Genomic DNA, 25,032 nt, shown 5'->3' on the forward strand with positions numbered 1-25,032 from the left:
CTGACAGGCCTGCTGATAGTGTTTGCGATGATCATCACACGGTCCCGCAGCAGCGGCGCCATAGACGGTAAAGGGCCCCAAAACGCAGTGACTGAACACACGGATTCGTCCACCCCAGGACAGGAAGCCATGCCCGGATCCGGTGTCCAGGAGAGCGTTGCGGGCGGATCGCAGCACGAGCGCAAACCGTTGTTGCCGGGTTTGGCTGCGGCAGTGGTGCGCAGGCTCCGGACACCCCTTCCCGGCGCGCAGCCCCGGCTGCGCTTCGAAATGCCGCCCGACTTCGTCGAGGACTCCACCACTCCCGAAACCGAGACCAGCACCCGCTTCGGACATCCGGGCCCGCGCATGTCCTCGCAGCATCCCTTATATATGGGTTTCATGGGTACCGTGGGCGTCGGCCTGGCGCTGCTCGTCTATTGGATCGGGTCCAACACCACGCAGCTCCTGCTCTGGATTGTGACCGCGCTCTTCATTGCGCTGGGCCTGGATCCGGTGGTGCGCTGGCTGGAAGAACGCAAGCTCCCCCGGCCCATCGGCATCCTGGTGTCGGTCACGGTCCTTGTCTCGGCCGTCGCCGGATTCTTCGCCACCCTGATCCCCACGATCGTCCAGCAGGTGACCCAGGTTGTGCAGGAGGCACCCCGCTGGATCCAGGACTTCATCGACTCGGATTTCTTCCGCAGCGTTGATGACCAGTTCGGCGTGCGGGAGCGCATTACGCAGGAGCTGGAAAAGTTCGTCAACAATCCGGATGCCATGGGGGGCATTTTCGGCGGGGTCGTCGGCTTCGGATCCACCGTGGCCAACGGGCTCTTCGGCACCCTCATCGTGCTGGTTCTGAGCCTCTACTTCCTCGCGGCCCTCCCGGCCATGAAGAAGTGGGGCTACCGTCTGGCCCCCCGCTCCCGCCGGACCCGGGTCGAAGCGCTTTCGGAAGAAATCACCGGGTCAGTGGGCAACTACGTCATCGGGCAGGCCTGCGTGGCCCTCCTTAACGCGACGTTTGCGTTCATCGTGATGTCCATTGTCGGCGTCCCCTTTGCCGTGCTGCTGGCGTTCGTCGTGGCGCTGCTGGCTTTCATCCCCCTGGTGGGCGGAATGATTGCGGGCGTTGTGGTCACGCTGATCGCCCTGACCGCGGGCTGGCAGACCGCCGTCGTCTACGCCATTTGCTACTTCGCCTACCTGCAGTTCGAGGCGTACTTCATCTCGCCGCGCATCATGCAGAAGGCAGTGGCCGTGCCGGGCGCCGTGGCTGTCATCTCGGTGATCGCCGGCGGCAGCCTGCTGGGAGTTCTCGGCGCCCTGATCGCCATTCCTACCGCTGCGGCCATCATGCTCCTCGTGAAGGAAATCTTCATCGTCCGCCAGGACAAGCACTAGGGAGCGACCCCGCGGCCTCCGGCGCGCCGGAGGCCGCGGCGGACCTACGGTGCGGCCGAGGCCACGGGTCCGTCCCATTCCTCCGGCAGGCCCTCGGGACCTGCGCCGCGCTCGGTGACCTCGTCGACGATTTCGTTGAGCACCCGGGCGGCGTACTTCTCCCCCACCCACAGGTGCTTGGCGCCGTCGACCCCCACCACATCGGCCTGCGGCACCAGGCCGAAGCGGTCAGCGGCGGCAGCCGGCTGCAGGTAATCGTCATGTTCGGGAACCAGGACCTTGAGCGGCTTTCCGGCGGCAGCCCATTCCAGCAGGTGCGCGTCGGTGGCACGGTGCAGCGGGGGTGACAGCAGCACGGCACCTTCCACCAGTGATGCCACCGGCTCCGTCGCGCCGTACATGAGGGCCAGCTCCGTTCCGAACGACCAGCCAACCAGCCACCGGTTGGGCAGATTCCTCGAGGCTGCGAACCGGACGGCCGCCTCGACGTCGAGCCGTTCACCGATGCCCTCCTCGAAACGGCCGTCGCTGGTGCCGCGGGGCGAGCTGGTCCCCCTGGTGTTGAACCTGAGGACGGCGACGCCGGCGAGTGCCGGCAGCCGGTAGGAGGCCTTGCGGTACACATGCGAGTCCATGAACCCGCCGTGGGTGGGCAGCGGATGCAGCGTGATGAGCGTGGCGGTGATATCGCCCGATTCCGGGACGGCCAGTTCGCCGACGAGGACGTGGCCATCCTCCGTGTGTATTTCCACATTTTCCCGGCGGGCCGGGAGAACTGTTGAAGCCCGGATGGCGGTTGCTTCGGAAGGCTGGCTGAATACGAACGACGCCGGGTCAAAAGTCATGACTAACAGCTTAGCGATAGCGGTACGTGCGTGACGTCCAGCAGTTGGAGTGCCAGTGACGGCGCTCGGCAAGGCCCGCCGCCGCGCCGAACAGGTGGTCCTCGGCCCAGACCACCAGGTGCTCCACACCGGGCAGGACCGCAGTTGAGCAGCCCGGGCAGATGTAGGCCTTTTCGGCACGTTTGGCCGTCATGGTGCGGACCATCCACTCGCCGTCGGGAGCGCTTTCACGCCGCGCTATCCCCGAGCGGGCGCGCTCCAGGTCGAGCTCCGGCACGGGGCCCGCGGCATGCTTGCGGCTGGCCTGTCCCAGCTTTCCGGACGCGGCACGGCGGGGGCGGTTGGAACGGGGCATGCCTCCATTCTGCCCCAGCCCGCGGCGCCCTGCTGTTCCTGAACTGTCGCTGCGCTGTTCCCGCCGCCGGCCCAGACGGTAGTGTTTACCGGGTGCGTTTAGTCATAGCCCGTTGTTCTGTTGATTATGTCGGCCGCCTCAAGGCCCATCTCCCCCTCGCCACCAGGCTGCTGCTGGTCAAGGCGGACGGGTCCGTGCTGGTCCACTCCGACGGCGGTTCCTACAAGCCGCTGAACTGGATGAGCCCGCCGGCCACCCTCCGCGTCTCCACTCCCGACGAAGTGGACCTGGAGCTGGGCGTCACCGAGCAGTGGACTGTCCAGTCCGCCAAGACCGATGACCGGCTCATCATCAACATCCACGAGCAGCTGCACGATACCTCCCATGAACTGGGCCAGGATCCGGGCCTCATCAAGGACGGCGTCGAGGCTGACCTGCAGCGGCTGCTGGCGGATCAGATCGAGCGGCTCGGCACCGGGTTTTCCCTGATCCGGCGCGAGTATTTCACCGCCATCGGTCCGGTGGACATCCTGGCCAGGGACGCCGACGGCGCCACGGTGGCGATTGAGCTTAAAAGGCGCGGCGACATCGACGGCGTCGAGCAGCTGACCCGCTACCTTGAGCTGCTCAACCGGGACCCGCTGCTTGCCCCCGTCCGCGGCATCTTCGCCGCGCAGCAGATCAAGCCGCAGGCCAAAGTCCTGGCGAATGATCGAGGCATTGACTGCGTCACCCTCGACTACGACGCCATGCGCGGCGTTGACGACAGCGAATCCCGGCTCTTCTAACGCGCCCTCCTAAATGGGCGGTCTGTCAATAGCCGTGCACAGTGCCATGGCGAAGGGGTTCATGAGGGCTTTACGCAAAATTTATCGAATTCCCCCTTTTGCCCGTTGACCTGAAGCAGACCACGTGAAATTCTTATATGAGTCTTTGTGTAGGTGTTTTTCATGCTCGCAAGACATGTTGCGAGCGCGAAGCTTCGTCAGCTAGTGTCCGGTTCCACCGGGCGGCAAGCCAGGATTCTTCTCGCGGAGTGACCAAGTGCGGCACGAAGTGTGCCGGACTTAAGCAAGTTCCATAATGAGGAGAAATAAATGGCACAGGGAACCGTCAAGTGGTTCAACGCTGAAAAGGGCTTCGGCTTCATTACCCCGGACGACTCCGATGGTGATGTCTTCGTTCACTACTCGGAGATCCAGACCGGCGGGTTCAAGACCCTCGACGAGAACCAGCGCGTTCAGTTCGAGATCGGTCAGGGCGCCAAGGGCCCCCAGGCTACCGGTGTAACGCTGGTCTAATCCCCCGTCGGATTGCCGCCAGCCGGTGGCGTCTTGCGAATCAATGATCCTCGGCATTCGTGCCGGGGATCATTTTTTAAGCATTTTCCGTCGGCTAATTGACGCTTTGTTGCTTGTCACAAATATTTTCGGAATCTGAAATCATCGGGCCGATAAACTTCACGCCGCTTTACGGAATTAACGGACCATCGTCCTGAGCAGCCGGGCGCTTTGCCGGACGGAAAGGCCCGGCAGGTAGGCGCGGCTCAGGGCCCGGCCAATGGCAGGCAGCTGCAGGGGGTCCTGGTAATAGAGGTAGAGCGTGCGGTAATCAGGCTTGAACCGTGATTTGAAGGTGGCCAGCGAGCGGAAGCCATACACCGGCTCAAGTGCCCGCCCCACCACATCAAGGATCGCAGTGAGGGCCTCCGGCTCCCGCCCCGGCTCCGGCCCGGACTCCTGGTCCTGTGGCGCGTCGGCCGTCTCCTCCGGTTCCTTGGCCAGAGGTGAGCCGGAGAGGGAAATTACTTCAACGGAGTTTCGCAGCTCAAGCACCGCGGAGGCAATCAGGAACTCCATGACTCCGGGTAATCCGTCTTCCCGCCGGCGCATGAAATCGAGCGTCCAGCTCACCACGCGTCCCTGCTCGAATACCGGCAGCCAGCTGGTGACGCCATGCACCAGGCCGTCGGTGTCAACGGCGAGGCAGCACAGGACGTCGTCGTCCATCAGTTCGTCCATGCCGCCAAGCGTAAATCCCATCTCCGGAACGGATTTCTGCGCAGCCCACTCTTCGGATACCTCCAGGAGTTGGGCGCGCAGCGCCGCAGGAAACCCGCTGTAGCGTCCCCAGACGGCCGTCACGCCGGTCTTTCGCGCACGGTTCAGCGCAGTGCGGACGTTTTGCCACTCCTTGCCTTTGAATTCGAGCTCCCTGACGGCCAATCGCGTCTCCTGCGCCACTGCCACCCTGCTGAATCCCCGGGATTGCAGCATGGGCCACAGTTGCTCGGTGCAGGAATAGAAGCACGGAACCAGCGCGTGCTCGGCGCAGTACTGAATGAATCCGGCAGCGGCTTCCTCACGCAGCGCCGGGTCACCGAAGGGACCGCCCAGCGTCAGGGCAACGCTGCCATGCTGCTGATAGGCCACACCAGCGTCCCCGGAGGCTGTGAACCAGTATTTGTTCGGTTCCCAGAGCGCCATCCAGGACAGCGAGTCGCCGCCACGGCGCACCAGCCGGCGCGCCACATCCCGCTCCTCAACACCCGCGCCGGCACCGTGGTTCCGCCCCAGCAACACCACCCACACACCGGCCAGGGCGACCGCCCAGAACGCGATGCCGGAATAGGCAAACAGGAAAGCCTCCACCGACTGCCGGTCCTGGAAGACCCGGCTGTAGAGGCTGGGGATGGGAACCGGCAGATATTGGCGTGCCAGCTCGGCCGCAAGCCCCGACAGGCCGCCGTCCCGCTCCATCCCGCCGGCTCCCAGCCACGCGATGGTGTAGGTTCCGGCGAGGGCAAGCCAGGTTCCTGCCAGCACGCGGGTCAGGTTGCGCCGTCCCCTTGCCGATGTTTCCACGCGGAACTGGCGCCGGTTGGCCCACAGCAGCACCATAAGGAGCAGCGGAACGGCCACGAGCGGGAGCACGTGGACGAATCCTGAGCCCATGACAGCCGTGTGGGGCCGTGACGGGTAGTGGGGTATCCGGGCAAACAGCGTGAGGTACACGGCAGACAACGCCGTGACGGCCAGCTGGACTCCGATGGTGATCCGCCAGGCGAGCCTGCGGCCGCGCCGCAGGCCGTCCGCACAGATCAGCAGGAGCAGGACGGGCACCACGGCAAGCGCAAGGCCCAGCGGCCCGGCAAACCCCGTCCGGCCGATTTCCAGGCAGCTCACGTCCACGGTGCCGCCGCAGTTCTGCTCCAGCTGGCTCAGGGTGGGCAACGGGTTAAGGACTACGTCACGCAGCAGCGCCAGCGGCCCCGTGGGGCTGCGGACCGCGGCGGTCAGGATGGGGCCGACGGCGAAAATTCCCACGATCAGGGCCAGCAGGTTACGCGTCTCGCGGCCGGTGGAGCGGTGCCGGTGGAGGGTTCCGTGGTCGCTCTGGATCCACCACCCGGCAGCGAGCCCAGCCAGGGCACCCAGGAACCCGACGACCGTCTCCGGATGCCCCACATAGAGGACAAGGAGCAGCGACGCTGACACAATGCCCGTGCGAAGGCGCCGTTGCCACAGGGTGGGCGCGAGGCCGCTGGCCCCCAGCACCGCAGCCAGCACGGCGGCGTAGGGGCCAATGAGCCGGGCGTCCACCATGAGGCCCATCCATCCGTCCCCGGCGAAGCGGGCGAGCTGGGTGAACAGCAGGAACAGCGAGACGGCCGCGAACTGTCCGCCGAAGAAAAACGCCGCTGTGCGCAGCGAGCCCAGCCTGCGCTCGGCCAGGCCCAGGAACAGCAGGATCATTACTGAGGCCGTGAGGTACGCCGCCGGGTTCGTGGCGAAGAAGAGCGAGGTAAACATCGACCACCAGCGCCCGTCCTTCAGGGCGGCCGCGTGCACCGAGGCAACGTCTAGGAGTGTTTCCGGAGGCCCGGAGAGGAAGCTGCTGGTTGCCGCACCCGTGCCAAGGAACAGGCCAAGGACAACCAAGGTAAACGGCACGGCCTTGAAATGTTCCTGCGTGCGGCGCCATAGCCGAAGCGCAACGCCAGCCCACCTGACGCCTCCGTCGGGCACGGAGCCCCTCCTGTCGATCACTTGAAGATCGTCCCGTCGTTTGTTCATGGCACGATCCCCCACCGTGATGCCATGAAATCCAGGGCGGCTGGAAGGCCCTTGGACGCGGCCTCCCAGGAATGGCCGGTGTTGGCCACCGGCTGGGCCTGAACGGCGAAGCCTGCCCGCCGGGCCGCTGCGGAAAGCTCATCCATATAGGCAAGGAATTCCGGGTCCTTTGAGCCCGCGGCGAAAAATACCGAGTGACCCTCAAACCGGGTTTTTTGCATGATGTTCAGGGGTGTCTGCGCCTCAAAGGCTGCCACATCGCCGCCGAACGCTGCGTCGATGGTTTTCTGCCGCTCCTTAGCCAGCGCCGGTTCCCGTTCACTCGAGAAAGCAAGGACCGCGGCGTAGGTATCGGGATGCCGGGTTCCCATCTGCAGCGCACAGGTGGCCCCAAAGGAGAATCCGCCTGCAGCCCACTGCCGGTGGTCCCGGTCGACGTCGAGGGTCTGCTCGATCCAGCGGGGCACATCCCGGGCAAGAAATGTGTCAGCCTTCGCAATGCGGCTGTCCATGCAGAGTGTGTTGGCCGACGCGGTACCGTTGGGATCCACCACTACCACCACCGGCGCCACGCCGTTGTGGTCCGCTGCGAAGCGGTCCATCCGGCTGCGCAAGGCCCCGCCTGTGAGCCAGTCGGACGGCCCGCCGGGCTGGCCGGAAAAGAGGACAAGGACGGGAAGCGCCGGTCGCGGTGTGGCCTGGTAGGCGGGCGGCAGGTAGATGTAGGCTTCCCTGCTGCTGAAGCCCGAAGCAGTGCCCGGGATTTCCGCTTTTCGTACGACGCCGTCTGCGGGCATTCCCTCCGGCGCCCGCCACGCGGCCAGGGCGGTCGGGGCGGCAGCCGCGGGGTGGCGTTCCAAATCGGTTTCCAGCAGCTGGATCCTTGCCACGGCGGTGCCCATGACGTCGCTGACCGTGTGGTTGAGGCCGAAGTAGGCGTTGATCTGGACGGCGCCTAGCAGCACGACCCCCAGGATGGCGGCCACGGCGGCGCCCCTCCCCCGCCACGCAGGCCGGTCCGACGGCGGAGCGGGGCCCGCAGGCGGAGAAGTGCGTCGGAGACCCCACAGACGGAGTACCCCCAGGAAAAGGGCGAAGACCATCGCCACAAACCACGCGAGCACTTCGCGCGGGAGACTCTCGGGCAGGGTCGAAAATACGTAGATCAGCAGCCAGTGCACCGCGGCGACCACGCCGGCGGCCAGCAGGAGGGCAGCGCAGGCGCTGAGGAGCCAGCGGCGTCCGCGGGCCCACAGCAGCCAGGCGAATCCGGCGGCACCGGCGGCCCAGGCGACCCAGAGTACGGGTCCATCGGTCAGATGGACGTCAGCGACAAAGTCCACCGGCGTTAACGCCAGGTGCCCACACCGATGACCGGCCCGGCTTCCAGCCACGAAGACAGTCCGGTGTAGGCGTCGAACTTCATTGCCAGCAGGACGTCCTGGCCTTCGTAGTGAAGTTCCACGATGACCGAGTCCGGCTGGACCTTGACGAGCTCCGCCTCCGTGGGCTGGCGGCGCCCCACGAGCTCCAGCGAGCTGCGGCGGAAAGTGTACTTGGGCCGGACACTGAGCGAGAGCAGCTTGAACCACTCAAGGTCGTTGTCCTGATAACGACAAACCCCCATCTGCCAGCTTTTTCCAGCCGTGCAAATGGAGGCGTCCACTGTGCCCAGGGCACGCCGCAGGTTAAAGCGGCGTACCCCGGACAGGCACAGTGCAAAAATCAGCAACGCAAAGACGGTTGCCAATGCGATGAACGGAAAACCAGGATCGTTCATCAAGGTCGTGCTAGCGGATCCCCGCAGTAGCTGCTTCACCCATTTGGGCGTTGTCAGCGACAATGACCACCCTGTTGTTGTCGACGGAGAAGAATCCGCCGTCGACAACTACAGCAATGCGTTCACCGGAAACCGGCTCAATGGCCAGCTCACCTTCGGCCAGAATCGCCAGCAGGGGCGAGTGGCCGGGCAGGATACCGATTTCACCATCGCTGGTGCGGGCCTTGACCATCTTGGCCGCTCCGGACCACACGAAGTGATCCGCTGCGACAATCTCAACCTCAAGCTCAGCCATATTACTTGGTCTGTTCCTGGATCTTGGCCCACTGGCGCTCAACGTCATCCAGGCCGCCGACGTTGAAGAACGCCTGCTCTGCAACGTGGTCGAGCTCGCCGTCGCAGATGGCGGTGAAGCCTTCAACGGTGTCCTTGATGGAGACCGTGGAGCCTTCGACGCCGGTGAACTGCTTGGCTGTGTAGGTGTTCTGGGAGAGGAACTGCTGGATGCGGCGTGCACGCGACACGACGATCTTGTCCTCTTCCGACAGTTCGTCAACACCGAGGATGGCGATGATGTCCTGGAGTTCCTTGTTCTTCTGCAGGATCTGCTTCACACGGACAGCCGTGTTGTAGTGGTCCTTGCCGATGTACTGGGGGTCCAGGATTCGGGAGGTGGACGTCAGCGGATCCACAGCCGGGTACAGACCACGGGAAGCGATTTCACGGGAAAGTTCCGTGGTCGCGTCGAGGTGTGCGAAGGTGGTGGCCGGTGCCGGGTCGGTGTAGTCATCCGCGGGAACGTAGATGGCCTGCATCGAGGTGATGGAGTGGCCCTTGGTGGACGTGATGCGCTCCTGGAGGAGACCCATCTCGTCAGCAAGGTTCGGCTGGTAACCCACGGCGGACGGCATGCGGCCGAGAAGGGTGGAAACCTCGGAACCTGCCTGCGTGAAGCGGAAGATGTTGTCGATGAAGAGCAGCACGTCCTGGTTCTGCACATCGCGGAAGTACTCCGCCATGGTCAGTGCGGACAGCGCCACGCGCAGACGCGTTCCCGGCGGCTCATCCATCTGGCCGAACACAAGGGCGGTGTCCTTGAGGACGCCTGCCTCTTCCATTTCAACCCAGAGGTCGTTACCTTCACGGGTACGCTCACCGACGCCGGCGAACACCGAGGTGCCGCCGAAGTTGCGGGCAACACGGGTGATCATTTCCTGGATCAGCACGGTCTTGCCGACACCGGCGCCACCGAACAGGCCGATCTTTCCACCCTTGATGTACGGGGTGAGGAGGTCGATCACCTTGATGCCGGTTTCCAGCATCTCGGTGGAGCCTTCGAGGGTCGCGAAGGCGGGAGCCTTGCGGTGGATGGCCCAGTGGTCCGACGCCTGGATCTCGGACTCGTCAACGTCCAGCGGCTTGCCGAGGACGTTGAAGATGTGGCCCTTGACGCCGTCGCCGACAGGCACCGTGATGGGCGAGCCGGTGTCCACAACGTTGGTGCCGCGGACGAGTCCGTCGGTAGCCTGCAGGGAGATGGCGCGAATGAGGTTGTCACCCAGGTGGAGGGCAACCTCGAACGTGATGGTCTTGGTCTCACCGTTGAGAGTAATCTCCGTGGTGAGTGCGTTGTAAATCGAGGGGATTGCGTCAGCCGGGAATTCGACGTCGACAACCGGGCCAATAACACGTGCAATACGGCCGGTAGCACCGGACGTTGCGGCTACGTGTTCGGTAGCGGTGGCAGTCATCTCTCTCACTTCACTCAGTAGATGGCGTGGGGGTTAAGTTTATCTGTTGGTGCAGGTACAGCTGGATCCGGAACCGTGCTGGCTAGGACGCGTTCAAGGCGTCGGCACCGGCCACGATTTCGGAAAGCTCCTGCGTAATTTCAGCCTGACGGGCAGTGTTGCGCAGACGCGTGTACTTCTTGATGAGGTCCGTGGCGTTGTCACCGGCGGACTTCATCGCCCGCTGACGGGCTGCGAGCTCGGAAGCTGCTGCCTGCAACATGGCGGCGAAGATACGTGATTCGATGTAGCGCGGCAGCAGAGCGTCGAGCACCTGCTCCGTTTCCGGCTCGAATTCGTAGAGGGGCAGCAGGTCCGATTCGGACGCAGCCTGCTCTTCGACGACCTCGAGGGGAAGCAGGCGGATGACCGTCGGTTCCTGCGTCACCATGGACTTGAAGCGGGTGTAAACAACGTGGATCTCGTCCACGCCTCCCTCTTCGTATGCGGCGGCAAAATCCTCCAGCAGCGCTGCGCCGATTTCCTGAGCGGTCGCAAACACCGGTGCGTCGGTGTTGCCGGTCCATACCTGTGCGTAGGGACGGTTGCGGAAGTCGAAGTATGCCTGGGCCTTACGGCCGACGACGTACGTCTTGACTTCCTTACCTTCCTCACGGAGCAGCTCGGTGAGGCCTTCCGCCTGCTTGAGCACGCTTGCCGAGTAGGAACCTGCGAGGCCACGGTCCGAAGTGATGACCAGGACGGCGGCGCGGCGGATCTGCTCGGGCTCGGTGACCAGCGGGTGGTCGATTTCACTCTGGCTTGCGACAGCAGAAACGGCACGCGTGATCGCGTTTGCGTAAGGCAGTGAAGCCGCTACGCGTGCGCGGGCCTTGCCGATGCGCGAGGTAGCGATCAGTTCCATCGCCTTGAAGATCTTGCGCATCGACGTCGTCGAGCTGATCTTCTGGCGGTAGACCCGAATCTGGGCTCCCATACTTATCCTTTCCTAAGATCCCGATGGCCGGGACTGCCGGAACCCGTCGGGGTCCCGGCAGTCCCTGCCAGCGAAACTAGCGCTTCTGCTTGACGATTTTTTCCTGGTCGACCTGCGCCTCGTCGATGGGGGCGTATTCCTCATGCCCCGCACCAACCAGGAGGCTGTCGCCCTCGCCGAAGAAGCCCTTCTTGAAGGCCACGATCGAGGTCTTCAGTGCTTCTGCGGTGTCATCGTCCATGACGTTGGTCTGTGCCAGCGTCGTCAGGATGGAGGACTTGTGCTTGAGGTGCTCCAGGAACTCGGTCTCGAAGCGGTTGATGTCCTCAACCGGAACGTCGTCCAGGTAGCCATTGGTACCGGCCCAGATGGACACAACCTGGTTCTCGACCGGGAACGGCGAGTACTGGCCCTGCTTGAGCAGTTCCATCAGGCGAGCACCACGGGTCAGCTGCTGGCGCGATGCGGCGTCGAGGTCCGACGCGAACATTGCGAACGCCTGCATGTCGCGGTACTGGGCCAGTTCCAGCTTCAAAGTACCGGAGACCTTCTTCATGGACTTCACCTGCGCTGCGCCACCCACGCGGGACACGGAGACACCCACGTCGACGGCCGGACGCTGGTTGGCGTTGAAGAGGTCCGACTGCAGGAAGATCTGGCCATCGGTAATGGAGATCACGTTGGTCGGGATGTAGGCGGAGACGTCGTTTGCCTTGGTCTCGATGAGCGGAAGACCGGTCATCGAGCCTGCGCCCAGCTCGTCGGAGAGCTTTGCACAACGCTCCAGCAGACGGGAGTGCAGGTAGAAGACGTCACCCGGGTAGGCTTCGCGTCCCGGCGGGCGGCGGAGCAGCAGTGAGACTGCACGGTAGGCCTCAGCCTGCTTGGACAGGTCATCAAACACGATGAGGACGTGCTTGCCGCCGTACATCCAGTGCTGGCCGATAGCCGAACCGGCGTAGGGGGCCAGGTACTTGAAGCCTGCGGGGTCGGACGCGGGGGAAGCCACGATGGTGGTGTATTCCAGTGCGCCGTTGTCCTCGAGCGTCTGGCGAACAGCCGCGATGGTGGACGCCTTCTGGCCGATGGCCACGTAGATGCAGCGCACCTGCTTGGTGACATCTCCGGAAGCCCAGTTGGCCTTCTGGTTGATGATGGTGTCGATCGCGATTGCCGACTTGCCGGTCTGGCGGTCGCCAATGATCAGCTGACGCTGGCCGCGGCCGATCGGGATCATGGCGTCGATAGCCTTCAGACCGGTCTGCATCGGTTCGTGAACCGACTTACGCTGGGTCACGCCGGGCGCCTGGAGTTCCAGTGCACGGGTGGCTTCAGCTTTGATTTCGCCGAGGTCGTCGATCGGCTGGCCCAGCGGGTCAACCACGCGGCCGAGGAAGGCGTCGCCGACCGGCACGGACAGAACCTGACCGGTGCGGTGAACTTCCTGGCCTTCTTCGATTCCGGTGAAGTCACCGAGGACGATGACGCCGATTTCGCGGACGTCGAGGTTCTGGGCCAGGCCCAGCGTGCCGTCTTCGAAACGAAGCAACTCGTTCGCCATGACCGAGGGAAGGCCCTCAACACGGGCGATGCCGTCACCTGCGGTGGTCACACGGCCGACCTCTACGCGCTCTGCGTTTCCGGGTTCGTAGGACGCCGCGAACTCGTTCAACGCAATACGGACGTCGTCGGCGTTGATGGTCAATTCGGCCATCTGCAGTCCCTGCTCTCCTGTTTTCGTGATCATCGTTGTCACGATGACCGGGGTTTCTATCAGTTAAGTTGTGCTTGTCCGGTTAGCCGGCAAGCTGACGCTGGAGCTGGCCCAGGCGGGTAAGCAACGAAGCGTCAACCACTTCATCACCAACCTGGATCCGGATGCCACCGATCAGTGCCGGGTCAACGTTCATGTTGATCTTGAGCTCGCGCCCGTACAGGGCGTTCAGCCCTGCCTGCAGTCGGCTGGTCTGTGTCTCCGTCAGCGGACGGGTGACGTCGACCGTTGCGATCCAGCGCTGCTGGCGCTTGGCTGCAAGTTCAGCGAAACGACGCACAAGGCTGGTTGCCTTGAGGCCACGGGGCTGCGAAACTGCCTGTCCGATAAGGACTTTCGCTTCCTCGTTTGCATGGGGAACGAGCTTCTCGGCGAGGGCAGTCTTGGCAGCCGGGCTCGCCTGCGGCTCGGACAGAGCACGCTGTACCTCGTGGCTGGAATCAACGGCGTGGTTGAAGGCGAACAGATCGTTCTCCAGCGTTTCCAGTCCGGTGATTCCTGAGGCAGAGACGGCCGACTTGTTCTCAGCAACGGCAATTACCACCGAAGCGGCAAGAGTCTCGAGTGCATCGCCGATATCCCGAGCCGACGCCCAGCGTGAACCGGCCAGTCCGCTCGCAATTTCCGCAGCGTCGGTGGAGACTTTTCCACCGAAGAGCTGCTTGACCAGTGCCGACTTTTCGTCGCTGCTGCGGGACGGATCAGTCAGGGCACGGCGCAGGCCGGCCGAACTGTCCACTGTTCCCAGGATTCCGAAGAGTTCCTTTGCCAACTGCAGCGAAGCGAAGGGAAGCTTGGCTTCCAACGCAACCAGCGCCGCGGTCAGCGATTCGCTCGATACACCTGCCATTACTTAGCTGCACCTGCGTTCTGGTTCTCCAGATCTGCCAGGAAACGGTCAACCACACGGGCTGCACGTGCATCATCGCTCAGTGACTCGCCGACGATGCGGCTTGCCAGGGTGGTGGCCAGCGTGCCGACTTCGGCGCGCAGCGACACAACGGCCGCCTGGCGCTCGGACTCGATCTGCGCGTGGGCGTGCGCGGTGATGCGGGCAGACTCTGCAGCTGCCTTTTCCTTCAGGTCCGCCAGGATCTGGGCGCCTTCTGCACGGGCTTCCTCGCGGATGCGGTTGGCTTCTGCACGGGCGTCGGTGAGCTGCTGCTTGTACTCTTCGAGTGCAGCAGAAGCCTCTGCCTGGGCCTTCTCGGCCTTGGCAATGCCACCTTCAATAGCCTCGGCACGCTCTGCGAACGTCTTCTCGAACATCGGGACAACGAACTTGACCACGATGTAAAAGAGGACAGCAAAGCCGGCCAGGACTACGCCCATTTCCCAAGGGTTGGGAACGAGCGGATTAGTGCCTTCGGTGGCGGCTGAGATGATCGTCTGATTCATATTTCACCCGTCCTTATCTACTCGGTTCTGGATGTTCGCTAGGTTCTAACGCTTAGGAGAGAACGAAAGCGAAGACCAGGCCGAGGATGGCGAGTGCTTCAGTCAGCGCGAGGCCGAGGAATGCGATCGGCTGCAGGACGCGCTGGGCTTCCGGCTGACGTGCCACACCATTGATGTAAGCCGCGAACACGAGACCCACACCGATACCACCGCCGATAGCGGAGAGGCCGTAGCCGATGAGGTTGAGGGAGCCGTTGATGGAGCCTTCCATTTTTCTTCCTTTCAAGATGCCACCCGTGTGGCAGGTTGTTTGGGTTGCTTCATCCCCGCGAAGGGGAAGTATGTGGGTGCCTAGTGGCTGTCCGCGTGCAGGGCGCCTTCGATGTAGATGGCAGTCAGCAGCGTGAAGACGTAAGCCTGCAGCGCCATGATCAGCGCTTCCAGCATGTACATGGCGATGGCGCCGACGAGTACCAGGACGGAGGTGCCCTTGAGGAGGACATTCTCCTGCATCACGAGGTACTCGATGCCGGATCCGGCAATCATCACGATCAGGTGTCCGGCCAGCATGGTGGCGAACAGACGGAGGCTGTGCGTGACGGGGCGGACCAGGAAGTTGGAGATGATCTCGATCGGAATAACGATCGGGAGAATGTAGACCGGCACGCCCGTGGGAACGGTGGCCAGCTTGAAGTACTTGATCCCGTTCTTCTTCACGCCGATGGCGATCCAGGTCAGGTAGACAATGGCCGCCAGCACATAGGCGCCGCCGACGTGCGAGAAGCTCGGCAGCTGGATCAGCGGGATGGCGCCGTAGATGTTGTTCACCAGGATGAAGAAGAAGAGGCTGAACAACAGCGGGACGTACTTCATGAAGTCCTTGCCGCCAATGATGTCCTTGGCGATGCTGTTGCGGACGAAGCCGTAAGCGGCCTCACCTGCAAACTGCAGTTTGCCGGGAACAAGCTGCTGCTTCCGCGCAGCTAGCAGAAAGAATGTAGCGATAATGACGACCGACAGGATTACCAGCAGCATCTGCTTGGAGAATCCGTCTGCCGCACCCCACGGCAGGATTGCCGGCAGGTGCATTTCTTCAATTCCAGGAGGATTGAACTCTCCTGAATCTTGGGCCGGGAGCGCAAGCGCGATCAACGCGTTTCCTCTCTGCAGTGTCCATCATTGGGCGTTGGTGAGGGTCCGGCGATCATCGTGTCCGCCCTTCCCCTTGTGAAATTGTTAGGCATTACTGTTCCTCGTCCTTGGACGGGCCGCTGGCTGCACTGTCTTCACCAGTTGACGTTCTGTTACTGGTGAGGCCGTGCATATGAGAAAGATAGAACCCTCCCGCAGCTCCAAGCAGAGCGCCTGCGAGCACAATCCAGCGGGTTCCCCACAGATAATCCAGACCCCACCCTATCAAACTCCAGACGATGATTCCGCCAATTATGTAGCTGAAGACGGCGATGCCGGCGTTGTATCCGCCGTCCCCGCCGTCGGAGGATACGCCGGCTGAACCTTGGGTGGTTTTGGGGATTTCCCGCATGTTTTTCCGCTTCGAATTACGGCTGGTCATCATTGCCGTCTTTCACGGGTTGGGGGTCGTTATAGATCCGGAGGCGCGCTTTGCTGAATCCATAGATCTCTGCTGCCTGCCAAAATACGACAGCCGTCACGGCGCCGATCAGGAACCAGCGGCCATGAAGCCAGTCGGGTGCGCCGATAACGAAGAGCACCAGGGCAAAACCCACAACTTTGACGAAGTAAGTGACGACGAAAACCCCGATGGCACCCGACGGATTGTTCCGCCCGACGAAATGGCCAACCAGGAGGCTGATTCCGAAGAAGGCCATCACCAGGAGGCCGCCGAAAGTGCTGGAGAGCACTCCCCGGGTCCCGTTGAGTAGTGCGGCCGGTATGCCGGCGAGCACCAGGCCGGCCGAGGCCGCAGCTGCGCTCAGCTTCAGAAGCCCCAGCCACAGTGACTTTGTGGGGCCGGAGACACCAACGGGTCCGTTGCCGGATCTGTGTCCGGGTTCGGCGTTGGAGGTCATGAGATCCCAATCGTCGTGTATTGCGGGCTGGCAAGGGAGGGTGCGGCGAAGAGCTGCACTGAAATTCTACATGAGATAGAAATTATTCGGAAAAGGGTGTCCAAAGGTCACTCCTGCCCCGCCGCTTCCGCTTCCGCTTCTGCTTCTGCTTCCGACCTTGGCCCCGCGCCGGGCGCCTTGTCGCGGAGGTACGGCCATGCGGTCACCACGGCCATGATGGCGGCCGCCACCGCGTCCACGGCCAGCACCGTCTGCCACGGGAAGATTGCGAAGGCGAGTCCGCCGAATGCCAGGACGCAGGTCCAGGCATACATCAGGAGGACGGAGGCCCGGTGGGAGTAGCCGATGTCCATCAGCTTGTGGTGCAGGTGTCCGCGGTCGGCTGACCAGGGCGACCGGCCCACCGCTGTGCGGCGAACGACAGCCAGGGAAAGGTCCAGCAGCGGCAGGAACAGTACTGCGAAGGGCAGCAGGATGGGGATGATCGTGGGAATACCGTTGGCGCGGTCGTAGAGGCCCGAGGTGATCTGTCCGGTGGACACAATGCCTGCGGAGGCCAGCAGGAGTCCGATCAGCATGGCGCCGGAGTCGCCCATGAAGATCTTTGAGGGGAACCAGTTATGCGGCAGGAAGCCCACGCAACTGCCCACCACCACCGCGGTCAGGAGCGTCGCCAGATCCGAATAGTCGAGCAGCACGGCCGACCTGTGCACCCAGTACGCGGTGAGGAAAAACGCCGCCCCGCCGATGATGGCGACGCCTGCGGCCAGCCCGTCCAGCCCGTCGATGAAGTTGAAGGCGTTCATGGTGGTCACGATCAGCCCGGCGGTAAGGACGATGCGGACAATCTCGTTCTCGAGGAGGATTGGCTCCGGCACAAAGGGAACGATGGTCATCCGGACGCCCCAGATCGCCACCACCATGGCTGCCGCGCTTTGGCCGATCAGCTTCACCCACCACCGCAGGTCCAGCAGGTCGTCGGCGAGGCCCACGATGACGATCAGCGTGGCGCCGGCAAGGACCCCCCATGGGGAAGCGTTGCCGCGGAAGATGTCCTTGACGAAGAATGACTGGCTCGCCACGACCAGCGCCACCAGGAATCCGGCATATATCCCCAGGCCTCCCAGCCTGGAGACCTTGTGCGAGTGGGTGTCGCGGCTGCGGATCGGCGAGAAGAGTTCGAGCCTGTTGCCCAGCAGCCGGGCGCCCCAGGTTGCGGCGAACGAGACGCCAGCCGCGGTCAGCATCATGAGCAGGTACATGATCATGGGGAAACCACCTTCCCCGCACCGGCAGCGGAACCAACCCCGGGCAGCGTGTATCCCCGCGGCCCGGTCAGTGCCGGGTGGCAGGGATGGTTAGGGTGCGATTGCTGTGAAACTGACTTTCGATAAATGAAACTTCTCCGTCGCCGTGCGCGCGGCAGGCAGTGCGTAGTGCCTGACAGGGCTGTATTACAGTGGACTCTAGTCAAGATACTAATGCCAACGGCTTGCTGGCTTCGCGTCACACGGCCCACTGCCGGCGGGAAAACCACCGGCCGCCGTGTTGAAAGGAACCAGCAATGTCCCTGTCGGTTGCAGTTGCCGCCGTGACGTTCGACCGTCCCCGTGAGCTCGCTGTTCTGCTTGATGCCATCAATAGGCAGACCGCTCCGGTCCGTTCCATTTGCCTGGTGGACAGCGGCACCGTGCCTGCCAAAGACGTGGCGGACCAGCACTCCAACGTGGACTACGTCCGGTCGGAAGCGAACCTTGGCGGCGCCGGCGGCTTCTCCCTGGCTATTCTCAAGGCGGTGGCCAGCGGCGCTGACTGGATCTGGATGATGGACGACGACGCCGAGCCCGGCGACCCGGAGTGCCTCGCCACGCTGCTCCGCGAGGCCGAGGCACGCGGCCTGGATGCCGTGGTTCCGCTCGTTGCCGCGCCGGGCCACCCGGACCGGCTGTCCTTTTTCTTCCGCCTCGACGGGAAAGTAACCCACGACCGCGCGGAAGTGGAGAAGCTCGGTTTCCTGCCCGACGACGGCCACTTCTTCAACGGCGCGCTGATCCGGTCGGACGTCTTCTTCAAGGTGGGATTGCCCGACATGCGGCTCTTCATCCGCGGAGACGAGGTGGACTTCACCATCAGGCTCCGGAAGGCGGGCATCCGCTTTGGCACGGTGACCACCACGGCCATTACGCACCCCCACGCTTTTGCCGAGACACAACACGTATTCGGTGCCCGGTGGCACGTCATTGTTCCCGAGACCGCTTTCAAGCGCTATTACTACTACAGGAACCGCGGATACCTGATCCGCCGCCATTTCCGGGTGAAGTCGCTCGTGGCGGACGTGGGAGGCTACCTCGGCTACTTCCTGCGCCGCGGCGACTTCCGCGGCCTTGCTGATTGGTTCCGGGCATTTTCCACCGGGCTCCGGGGCAAGGGCTTCGCTCCCCTGAAGGACCAGAAGTTCTAGCCGGGCGGCGGGCCCTAGCGGTTTGACCTGAGGCGCCGGCGGACCAGAAGCGCAAGGAGCACCCAGGGCTCGCCGAAAACGCGATAGGCAACCCTGCGCGGATGGAGCATGAGCCGCCAGGCCCATTCCAGTCCCAGGCGGCCCAGCCAGCGCGGAGCCAGCTTCTGGATTCCGGCAATCTGTTCGATCGCACCGCCCACAGCGCAGTACACGGCGGGGGGAAGGGCGGGAAGGCTCCGGCGGAGGACCATTTCCTGCAGCGGCATGCCCAGCCCGAGGAGTACCAGCTGCGGACGCAGCTCCTGCAGCCAGGCCACAGCTTCGCTCTCCAGGGCACTGTTCCAGCCTTCGCCGGGCATGCCGGACACCTTGGCGTTGGGCACGATCCCGGCCAGGCGTGCCACGGCCCTGGCATTCGCCTCTGCTCCGGCGCCGATCACGGCAATTCGTTCAAGCCCGTCGACATTGCCGAGGGCTGGGATCCAGTCAGTGGAGCCCAGCCGGTAGTCCATCACGGGACCGTCGGCTTCCCCCGATCTTCCCCAGAGCCACAGGACGGGTGCGCCGTCGAGCAGCACCACGTCACTGTCTTCGTACAGGGCACGGAATTCCGGATCCGAATGGAAGAGCGTCACGCTGTGCAGGTTGTGGCCCACCACCGTCCGGGTGCCGCCGTCGGCCACAAAGCGGTTGAGCATGGCCGTCATCCCGGAGACGGTCAGTGGCGTTGCATCAACGCCGAGGACAGGAATGTGCTGCCGGGTGAGGATCATTCGGCGCCGGGCTCCGTCACGGCGCCGGCTTCGGCTGGCCTCTCGGCCGCCGGGGAACCAGCCGCCGGGACGTCGGACGCATTACCGTCAATGTCCAGGAGTTCCGGAACGACCTGTCGAAGCCTTTCCAGGGTAATGGCGCCTTGGCGGACCACCCTGAGGGGCAGGGCGGTGGCGTCAACGATGGTGGACGGAAGGGCATCCGCGTTCTCCTCGCCTTCCGGGCGCAGTCCCCCTTCGAGGTAGACCTCCACGGATTCGGCGAGCTGGGTCATGGCGTCGGCGGCAGTGCGGGCTGCCGGCTGGCCGGTGCGGTTCGCTGAGGAAACCGCCAGGGGCCCGGTCAGCGTCAGCAGGTCCTGCGCGACGTCGTCGGCCGGCATGCGCAACGCAACAGTGCCCTTGGTCTCGCCCAGGTCCCAGTCCAGCGACGGCTGCGCATGGAAAATCATGGTGAGTCCGCCCGGCCAGAATGCTTCGGCAAGCTTGCGGGCCTCTGCCGGAACGTCCGTTGCCAGCCCGTCCAGGGCATTGAGCCGCGGAATCAGGACGGGCGGCGGCATCTTCCGGCTGCGGCCCTTGGACGCGAGCAGCATGGTGACAGCCTGGGGCGAGAAAGCGTCAGCACCGATGCCATAAACCGTGTCTGTAGGGAACACCACGCATTTGTGTTGGCGGATGGCCCGTTGGGCTTTCTCCAGCCCTTCAGCCCGCTGGTCAGCTGCCGTGCAGTCGTAGGTTGTGGTCACTGGCCTATTCTTTCATCACTTCATGCACTGATCCGCATCCACCGATCCGTGCCGTTTACTGGACTCTGCCGACTATCGGTCCGACGGGGCGGCCAGGACGGCACTGGTGGCGCGTTCCCTGCCGTTGAGGTCCCGGTGCGTTGCCACGTCGGACCATAGGCCGGAATTCTTCAGCATGGCAGCAATCCACGTTGCCTGGACTTCGGCGTGTTCCATCACGAAGTAGCCGCCGGGAACCAGCAGTCGGGCTGCAGACGCTGCCGCCGCCGTCGGGAGCTCCATGCCGTCCGCTCCCCCGCCATACAGGGCTTCGGGGGGATCGTGCAGCGCCACTTCGGGTTCATTGGGGATTGCTTCCGCGGGAATGTACGGCGGGTTGGAGACGACGACGTCGAACGTTCCGTCGTGTTCAGGCAGTGCGTCACGCAGGTCCCCCCTGAGGAGCGTGACGCCGAGCGGCCGCAGGTTCCGTTCGGCCCAAGCGTGCGCAAACTCGCTGAACTCGACGGCGTAGACGTCCGCGCCGGGGACTTCGAGGGCGATGGAGCCGGCGATGGCACCCGAGCCGGTGCCCAGATCCACCACTTTCAGGCGTTTGCCGCCGGGCCCGTCCCGGTCCCTGTCCTTGAGCCAATCGATGACCAGCTGGACCACGGACTCGGTTTCCGGCCGGGGAATGAAGACCCCCGGGCCCACGGCAAGCTGCAGGTAGCGGAAGTGGGCCACGCCGGTGATGTGCTGCAGAGGCACCCGCCGCGCGCGTTCGGCCACCAGTTCGGCGTAGCCCTCGGGCGCAGGGGAATCGCCCAGGAGCATGGCGCGGAGCCTGCCGAGGCCGACGCCCAGGAGGTGGTCCGCCAGGAGTTCCGCGTCTACGCGCGGGCTGGGTACTCCGGCGTCGGCCAGGAGGGAGGTTGCCTCGCGGACGGCCTCGGCCAGGCTCAGTCCTGTTCCTCGTGTCATCAAGCGACCTGCCGGGGCTATTCGCCGATGGCGTCCAGGCGGGCCTGTTCGTCCATCTCGATGGCCGACTGGATGACCGGCTCCAGGTCGCCGTTCATGACCTGGTCCAGGTTGTAGGCCTTGTAGCCGGTGCGGTGGTCCGCGATCCGGTTCTCCGGGTAGTTGTAGGTGCGGATGCGCTCTGAGCGGTCCATGGTGCGGATCTGCGATTTGCGCTGGGCCGAGTTTTCCGCGTCGATCTGTTCCTGCTGGTGAGCGAGGATGCGGGCACGGAGCACGCGCATGCCGGCTTCACGGTTCTGCAGCTGGGACTTCTCGTTCTGCATGGCCACCACGATTCCGGTGGGAAGGTGGGTGATGCGGACCGCGGAGTCGGTGGTGTTGACGGACTGTCCGCCCGGGCCCGAAGACCGGTAGACGTCGATCTTGAGGTCGTTCTGGTTGATCTCCAGTTCCTCGGGCTCGTCCACTTCGGGAAGAACCAGCACGCCGGCGGCCGAGGTGTGGATGCGCCCCTGGGATTCCGTCACGGGGACGCGCTGCACGCGGTGCACGCCGCCCTCGAACTTGAGCCTGGCGTAGACGCCTTCGGCCGGATCGTTGGAGTTGCCCTTGACGGCCATCTGGACATCCTTGTAGCCGCCAAGGTCCGATTCGGTGGCGGAGATGAGTTCGGTCTTCCAGCCGCGGGACTCCGCATAGCGGGAGTACATCCGCAGCAGGTCCGCAGCGAACAGTGCAGCTTCGTCGCCGCCCTCGCCGCCCTTGACCTCGAGGATCACGTTGCGGGCATCGTCCGGATCCCGAGGGATCAGCAGGCGCCGCAGCTTGGCCGAAGCAATCTCCAGCGCAGCCTCCAGCTCCGGCACCTCCGCGGCAAACTCAGGGTCCTCGTCCGCCATTTCCTTGGCAGCCGCCAGGTCGTCGCGAATGCCTTCCCAACGGTGGTAGGCCTCCACGATGCCGTTCAACTGCGCAGAACGCCGCCCCAGTTTCCGGGCAAGCTTCTGGTCTGCATAAACAGCAGGATCCCCCAGCTGCGCCTGGATAGCATCATGCTCATCCAACAGGCCCTGTACGGACTCAAACATTTCAAAACCTCTTTCGACTCTTACAAGTCTAGTTTCCCGGGACTTAACGACGAACCGCCCAAAGTGTGCCGACCACAGGTCGGCACACTTTGAGCGGTGTACGTAGCTACTTGTCGTTATCCGACTTCGCACCAAGCGTCGTCTTCTGGACCTGCATGAGGAACTCGACGTTGCTCTGGGTCTCCCGGATCTTGTTGGTCAGCAGCTCAAGGCTCTGCTGCGTTTCGAGTCCGGAGAGGACGCGGCGCAGCTTCCACATGATCTTGACTTCCTCGGGGGAAAGCAGGTTCTCTTCGCGGCGGGTACCGGACGCGTTGACGTCCACTGCCGGGAAGATGCGCTTGTCCGCGAGCTGGCGGGACAGACGCAGTTCCATGTTGCCGGTTCCCTTGAACTCTTCGAAGATGACTTCGTCCATCTTGGAGCCGGTCTCGACAAGCGCGGTGGCCAGGATGGTCAGCGAGCCGCCGTTTTCGATGTTGCGGGCTGCACCGAAGAAGCGCTTCGGCGGGTACAGCGCTGCGGAGTCGACGCCACCGGACAGGATGCGGCCGGAGGCCGGAGCTGCCAGGTTGTAGGCGCGGCCAAGGCGGGTCATGGAGTCGAGGAGCACCACAACGTCCATGCCCATTTCCACGAGGCGCTTGGCGCGTTCGATGGAGAGTTCGGCCACGGTGGTGTGGTCGTCGGCGGGGCGGTCGAAGGTGGAGGCAATGACCTCGCCCTTCACGGTGCGCTGCATGTCCGTGACTTCTTCGGGGCGTTCGTCAACGAGCACCATCATGAGGTGGACCTCAGGATTGTTGGTGGTGATCGCGTTGGCGATGGACTGCAGGATGAGCGTCTTGCCGGCCTTCGGCGGGGAGACGATCAGACCGCGCTGGCCCTTGCCGATCGGGGCGACCAGGTCGATGACGCGGGGGCCGATCTTCTTGGGGTCCGTCTCGAGGCGCAGGCGCTCGGAGGGGTACAGCGGAACCAGCTTCGCGAATTCGACGCGGTCCTTGAGTTCCTCGGGGGTCTTGCCGTTGACCGAGGTGACGCGGACCAGGGCGTTGAACTTCTGGCGGGCGGACTGCTGGCTGCGGTCTTCGCCTTCACGAGGTGCACGGATGGCTCCCACCACGGCGTCGCCCTTGCGCAGGTTGTACTTCTTGACCTGGGCGAGGGACACGTAGACGTCGTTCGGGCCCGGCAGGTAGCCGGAGGTGCGGATGAACGCGTAGTTCTCCAGCACGTCCAGGATTCCGGCCACGGGCAGCAGGACGTCGTCCTCGGTGACCTCGACGTCGTCGACGTCCGGCCCCTGGGCGCGTCCCCGGCGGCGGTCGTTCCGGTCGCGGAAGCGGTCGTTGCGCGAGTTGTCGCGGGTGTCCTGGCCGCCGGAGCGGTCATTGCGATCGTTGCGGTCACGACGGTTGCGGCGGTTGCGGCGGCTTCCGCCGTCCGAATCGTCGTTGTCGCGGGTGTTGTCACGGGTGTCGTCGCGGCGCGTTTCGCGGGCACCGGAGGTGTCTCCGCCGTCGCGGCCGCCACGGGTGCGGGTTGCCTGGCGTTCGTTGCGCTGACCGGCGTCGGCTGTTTCGCCGCCCTGGTCCGCGCCGCGCTGTTCGCGCTGTTCGCCGGCGCGCTGTTCGGTGCGCTGCTCGGCACCGCGCTGCTCGGCAGGCGCTTCGGCCTGCGCTTCGCCTTCGGCAGCCGGGGCCTGGGCTGCCGCTTCACCGCGGCGGCGGTTGCGGGTGCGGGGCTGGCGGCGCTCGGCAGCTTCCGGTGCGGCTTCGGCCACGGCGGCGTGGCCGGCCTCGGGAGCGGACGGAGCCGCGGGGGCCTCGCCGGGTGCGGTTTCCGGGGCCGGAGCCTCGGTGGCGGGAGGGGTGATGACGCCGTCGCTGCCTGCGCGGCGGCTGCGTCCGCGCCGGGCCCGGGTGCCTTCCTGGGCGGGTGCCTCGGCGGCTTCAGCTGCAGGGGCGGCCGCTGCAGGTGCAGCTGCTGCCGGAGCGGTTGCCCGTGCCGAGATGTTTTCGCCGGACTTCTCGGCGCCCTTGGCCGGAGCCTTGGTGGCTGGAGTTCCCGCACGATGGGCGGAAATGGCGGTCACCAGATCGCCCTTGCGCATGCGGGATCCGCCGGAGATACCCAGCTGGCTGGCGAGAGCCTGCAGCTGGGCGAGCTTAAGGCCGGCAAGGCCGCTGCTCTTGGCGGGTGCTGCCGACAACTCGGTAGCAGAAGATGTGTCCACAGCTGGAGACAGCTCAGTGGTTTCGGTCACGAAGGATCCTTCCCCCTCGACGGCGTCCAGACTGGGAGCTGGACGCGATGATTTGATCTGGGCTGCAGTTCAGATCTGCAGCCGGATTTCGGCCTTGCCGGATGGAATTTCGGCCAGCAGGGCCGGATACTGATACGCCTCGAACACTCCAACAGAGACCGGAATGGCGGACTGACGGTTCAGGGGTGCAGAGAGATTCTGCAGATTCCTGCGACAGACCAAGCAGGCGGCACCGGAGACTATTGCGCAGTTGAAGATCAGAGCAGCAAACGACCAGACAGGCGCCGTGGCCAACATCGGGTTCTTTTGACTGCGTGTTCTGGTACTTGTAACT

26 protein-coding genes are annotated in these 25,032 nt (G+C 64.1%); 4 read left to right on the top strand and 22 right to left on the bottom strand.

Translation table 11 applies throughout. The annotated features are described in order from the left end of the window. Nucleotides 1-87 precede the first annotated feature (87 nt). Nucleotides 88-1,386: an AI-2E family transporter gene (locus AC1MDG_RS13100; RefSeq protein WP_479804322.1), complete on the top strand. Its 1,299-nt coding sequence runs from the start codon at nt 88-90 to the stop codon at nt 1,384-1,386. A 44-nt stretch (nt 1,387-1,430) separates the two neighbouring features. On the opposite strand, the gene AC1MDG_RS13105 is transcribed toward AC1MDG_RS13100, so the two are convergent. Together AC1MDG_RS13105 and AC1MDG_RS13110 are read right to left on the bottom strand one after the other, a co-directional pair. Continuing rightward, a complete protein-coding gene (locus tag AC1MDG_RS13105; protein WP_479804324.1) occupies nt 1,431-2,231 on the bottom strand; it encodes an alpha/beta hydrolase in 801 nt (266 codons plus the stop codon). Between the two features lie 10 nt (nt 2,232-2,241). Beyond that, entirely contained in the window at nt 2,242-2,586 is a 345-nt protein-coding gene (locus tag AC1MDG_RS13110) for a hypothetical protein (RefSeq protein WP_043482553.1), read from the bottom strand. Nucleotides 2,587-2,678: 92 nt separating this feature from the next. Between AC1MDG_RS13110 and nucS the strand changes: the two genes are divergently transcribed. Both nucS and AC1MDG_RS13120 read left to right on the top strand, forming a co-directional pair. Then, the gene (nucS, locus tag AC1MDG_RS13115; protein WP_043482554.1) at nt 2,679-3,374 is read left to right on the top strand and encodes an endonuclease NucS; all 696 of its coding nucleotides are present in this window, start codon (nt 2,679-2,681) and stop codon (nt 3,372-3,374) included. A gap of 309 nt (nt 3,375-3,683) precedes the next feature. Further along, nucleotides 3,684-3,887: a cold-shock protein gene (locus AC1MDG_RS13120; protein WP_011692441.1), complete on the top strand. Its 204-nt coding sequence runs from the start codon at nt 3,684-3,686 to the stop codon at nt 3,885-3,887. 177 nt (nt 3,888-4,064) lie between these two features. On the opposite strand, the gene AC1MDG_RS13125 is transcribed toward AC1MDG_RS13120, so the two are convergent. The 14 genes from AC1MDG_RS13125 to AC1MDG_RS13190 form a co-directional block, all read right to left on the bottom strand. Then, nucleotides 4,065-6,662, bottom strand: coding sequence for a phosphatidylglycerol lysyltransferase domain-containing protein (locus tag AC1MDG_RS13125; protein WP_479804326.1), 2,598 nt, complete (start codon nt 6,660-6,662; stop codon nt 4,065-4,067). Further along, nucleotides 6,659-8,005: an alpha/beta hydrolase gene (locus AC1MDG_RS13130; RefSeq protein ID WP_479804328.1), complete on the bottom strand. Its 1,347-nt coding sequence runs from the start codon at nt 8,003-8,005 to the stop codon at nt 6,659-6,661. Before AC1MDG_RS13130 ends, AC1MDG_RS13125 begins: the two co-directional genes overlap by 4 nt. Before the next feature lie 5 nt (nt 8,006-8,010). Then, entirely contained in the window at nt 8,011-8,442 is a 432-nt protein-coding gene (locus AC1MDG_RS13135) for a DUF2550 domain-containing protein (protein ID WP_390245746.1), read from the bottom strand. 10 nt (nt 8,443-8,452) lie between these two features. Further along, nucleotides 8,453-8,737 (bottom strand): F0F1 ATP synthase subunit epsilon, encoded by a 285-nt coding sequence (locus tag AC1MDG_RS13140; protein WP_011692445.1) that lies wholly within the window; start codon nt 8,735-8,737, stop codon nt 8,453-8,455. A gap of 1 nt (nt 8,738) precedes the next feature. Further along, entirely contained in the window at nt 8,739-10,193 is a 1,455-nt protein-coding gene (gene atpD, locus AC1MDG_RS13145; protein ID WP_011692446.1) for a F0F1 ATP synthase subunit beta, read from the bottom strand. Nucleotides 10,194-10,275: 82 nt separating this feature from the next. Then, a complete protein-coding gene (locus AC1MDG_RS13150; protein ID WP_479804330.1) occupies nt 10,276-11,169 on the bottom strand; it encodes a F0F1 ATP synthase subunit gamma in 894 nt (297 codons plus the stop codon). Nucleotides 11,170-11,245: 76 nt separating this feature from the next. After that, nucleotides 11,246-12,883, bottom strand: coding sequence for a F0F1 ATP synthase subunit alpha (gene atpA, locus AC1MDG_RS13155; RefSeq protein WP_043482677.1), 1,638 nt, complete (start codon nt 12,881-12,883; stop codon nt 11,246-11,248). Between the two features lie 82 nt (nt 12,884-12,965). Continuing rightward, a complete protein-coding gene (locus AC1MDG_RS13160) occupies nt 12,966-13,793 on the bottom strand; it encodes a F0F1 ATP synthase subunit delta (protein ID WP_479804332.1) in 828 nt (275 codons plus the stop codon). Next, on the bottom strand, nt 13,793-14,341 hold the full coding sequence (locus AC1MDG_RS13165) for a F0F1 ATP synthase subunit B (protein ID WP_011692450.1): 549 nt from the start codon (nt 14,339-14,341) through the stop codon (nt 13,793-13,795). The genes AC1MDG_RS13160 and AC1MDG_RS13165 overlap by 1 nt, the downstream gene beginning before the upstream one ends. Before the next feature lie 52 nt (nt 14,342-14,393). After that, entirely contained in the window at nt 14,394-14,612 is a 219-nt protein-coding gene (gene atpE / locus AC1MDG_RS13170; RefSeq protein WP_011692451.1) for an ATP synthase F0 subunit C, read from the bottom strand. An 80-nt stretch (nt 14,613-14,692) separates the two neighbouring features. Further along, entirely contained in the window at nt 14,693-15,493 is an 801-nt protein-coding gene (gene atpB / locus AC1MDG_RS13175; RefSeq protein ID WP_043482560.1) for a F0F1 ATP synthase subunit A, read from the bottom strand. Between the two features lie 91 nt (nt 15,494-15,584). Beyond that, nucleotides 15,585-15,884: a hypothetical protein gene (locus tag AC1MDG_RS13180; RefSeq protein WP_043482561.1), complete on the bottom strand. Its 300-nt coding sequence runs from the start codon at nt 15,882-15,884 to the stop codon at nt 15,585-15,587. A gap of 16 nt (nt 15,885-15,900) precedes the next feature. Next, nucleotides 15,901-16,392, bottom strand: a complete 492-nt coding sequence (locus tag AC1MDG_RS13185) for a Cg1360 family ATP-synthase-associated protein (protein ID WP_479804335.1) — start codon at nt 16,390-16,392, stop codon at nt 15,901-15,903. Nucleotides 16,393-16,499: 107 nt separating this feature from the next. Then, nucleotides 16,500-17,660, bottom strand: a complete 1,161-nt coding sequence (locus tag AC1MDG_RS13190) for an MraY family glycosyltransferase (protein ID WP_043482563.1) — start codon at nt 17,658-17,660, stop codon at nt 16,500-16,502. 296 nt (nt 17,661-17,956) lie between these two features. Here AC1MDG_RS13190 and AC1MDG_RS13195 point away from each other — a divergent pair, with 296 nt between their 5' ends. Then, nucleotides 17,957-18,853, top strand: coding sequence for a glycosyltransferase (locus tag AC1MDG_RS13195; RefSeq protein WP_043482564.1), 897 nt, complete (start codon nt 17,957-17,959; stop codon nt 18,851-18,853). 14 nt (nt 18,854-18,867) lie between these two features. Here AC1MDG_RS13195 and AC1MDG_RS13200 read toward each other — a convergent pair whose 3' ends face one another. The 6 genes from AC1MDG_RS13200 to AC1MDG_RS13225 form a co-directional block, all read right to left on the bottom strand. Next, nucleotides 18,868-19,626, bottom strand: a complete 759-nt coding sequence (locus AC1MDG_RS13200) for a WecB/TagA/CpsF family glycosyltransferase (protein ID WP_479804337.1) — start codon at nt 19,624-19,626, stop codon at nt 18,868-18,870. Further along, entirely contained in the window at nt 19,623-20,375 is a 753-nt protein-coding gene (locus AC1MDG_RS13205) for an L-threonylcarbamoyladenylate synthase (protein WP_479804339.1), read from the bottom strand. The genes AC1MDG_RS13200 and AC1MDG_RS13205 overlap by 4 nt, the downstream gene beginning before the upstream one ends. A 72-nt stretch (nt 20,376-20,447) precedes the next feature. After that, on the bottom strand, nt 20,448-21,338 hold the full coding sequence (prmC, locus tag AC1MDG_RS13210; RefSeq protein ID WP_479804341.1) for a peptide chain release factor N(5)-glutamine methyltransferase: 891 nt from the start codon (nt 21,336-21,338) through the stop codon (nt 20,448-20,450). 17 nt (nt 21,339-21,355) lie between these two features. Then, nucleotides 21,356-22,429, bottom strand: coding sequence for a peptide chain release factor 1 (gene prfA, locus AC1MDG_RS13215; RefSeq protein ID WP_479804343.1), 1,074 nt, complete (start codon nt 22,427-22,429; stop codon nt 21,356-21,358). A gap of 106 nt (nt 22,430-22,535) precedes the next feature. Further along, nucleotides 22,536-24,698: a transcription termination factor Rho gene (rho, locus tag AC1MDG_RS13220; RefSeq protein ID WP_479804345.1), complete on the bottom strand. Its 2,163-nt coding sequence runs from the start codon at nt 24,696-24,698 to the stop codon at nt 22,536-22,538. 69 nt (nt 24,699-24,767) lie between these two features. Then, the gene (locus AC1MDG_RS13225; RefSeq protein ID WP_144406420.1) at nt 24,768-24,992 is read right to left on the bottom strand and encodes a hypothetical protein; all 225 of its coding nucleotides are present in this window, start codon (nt 24,990-24,992) and stop codon (nt 24,768-24,770) included. Nucleotides 24,993-25,032: the final 40 nt, after the last annotated feature.

The sequence above is a fragment of the Arthrobacter sp. AIWTK1 genome (genome assembly GCF_056680535.1).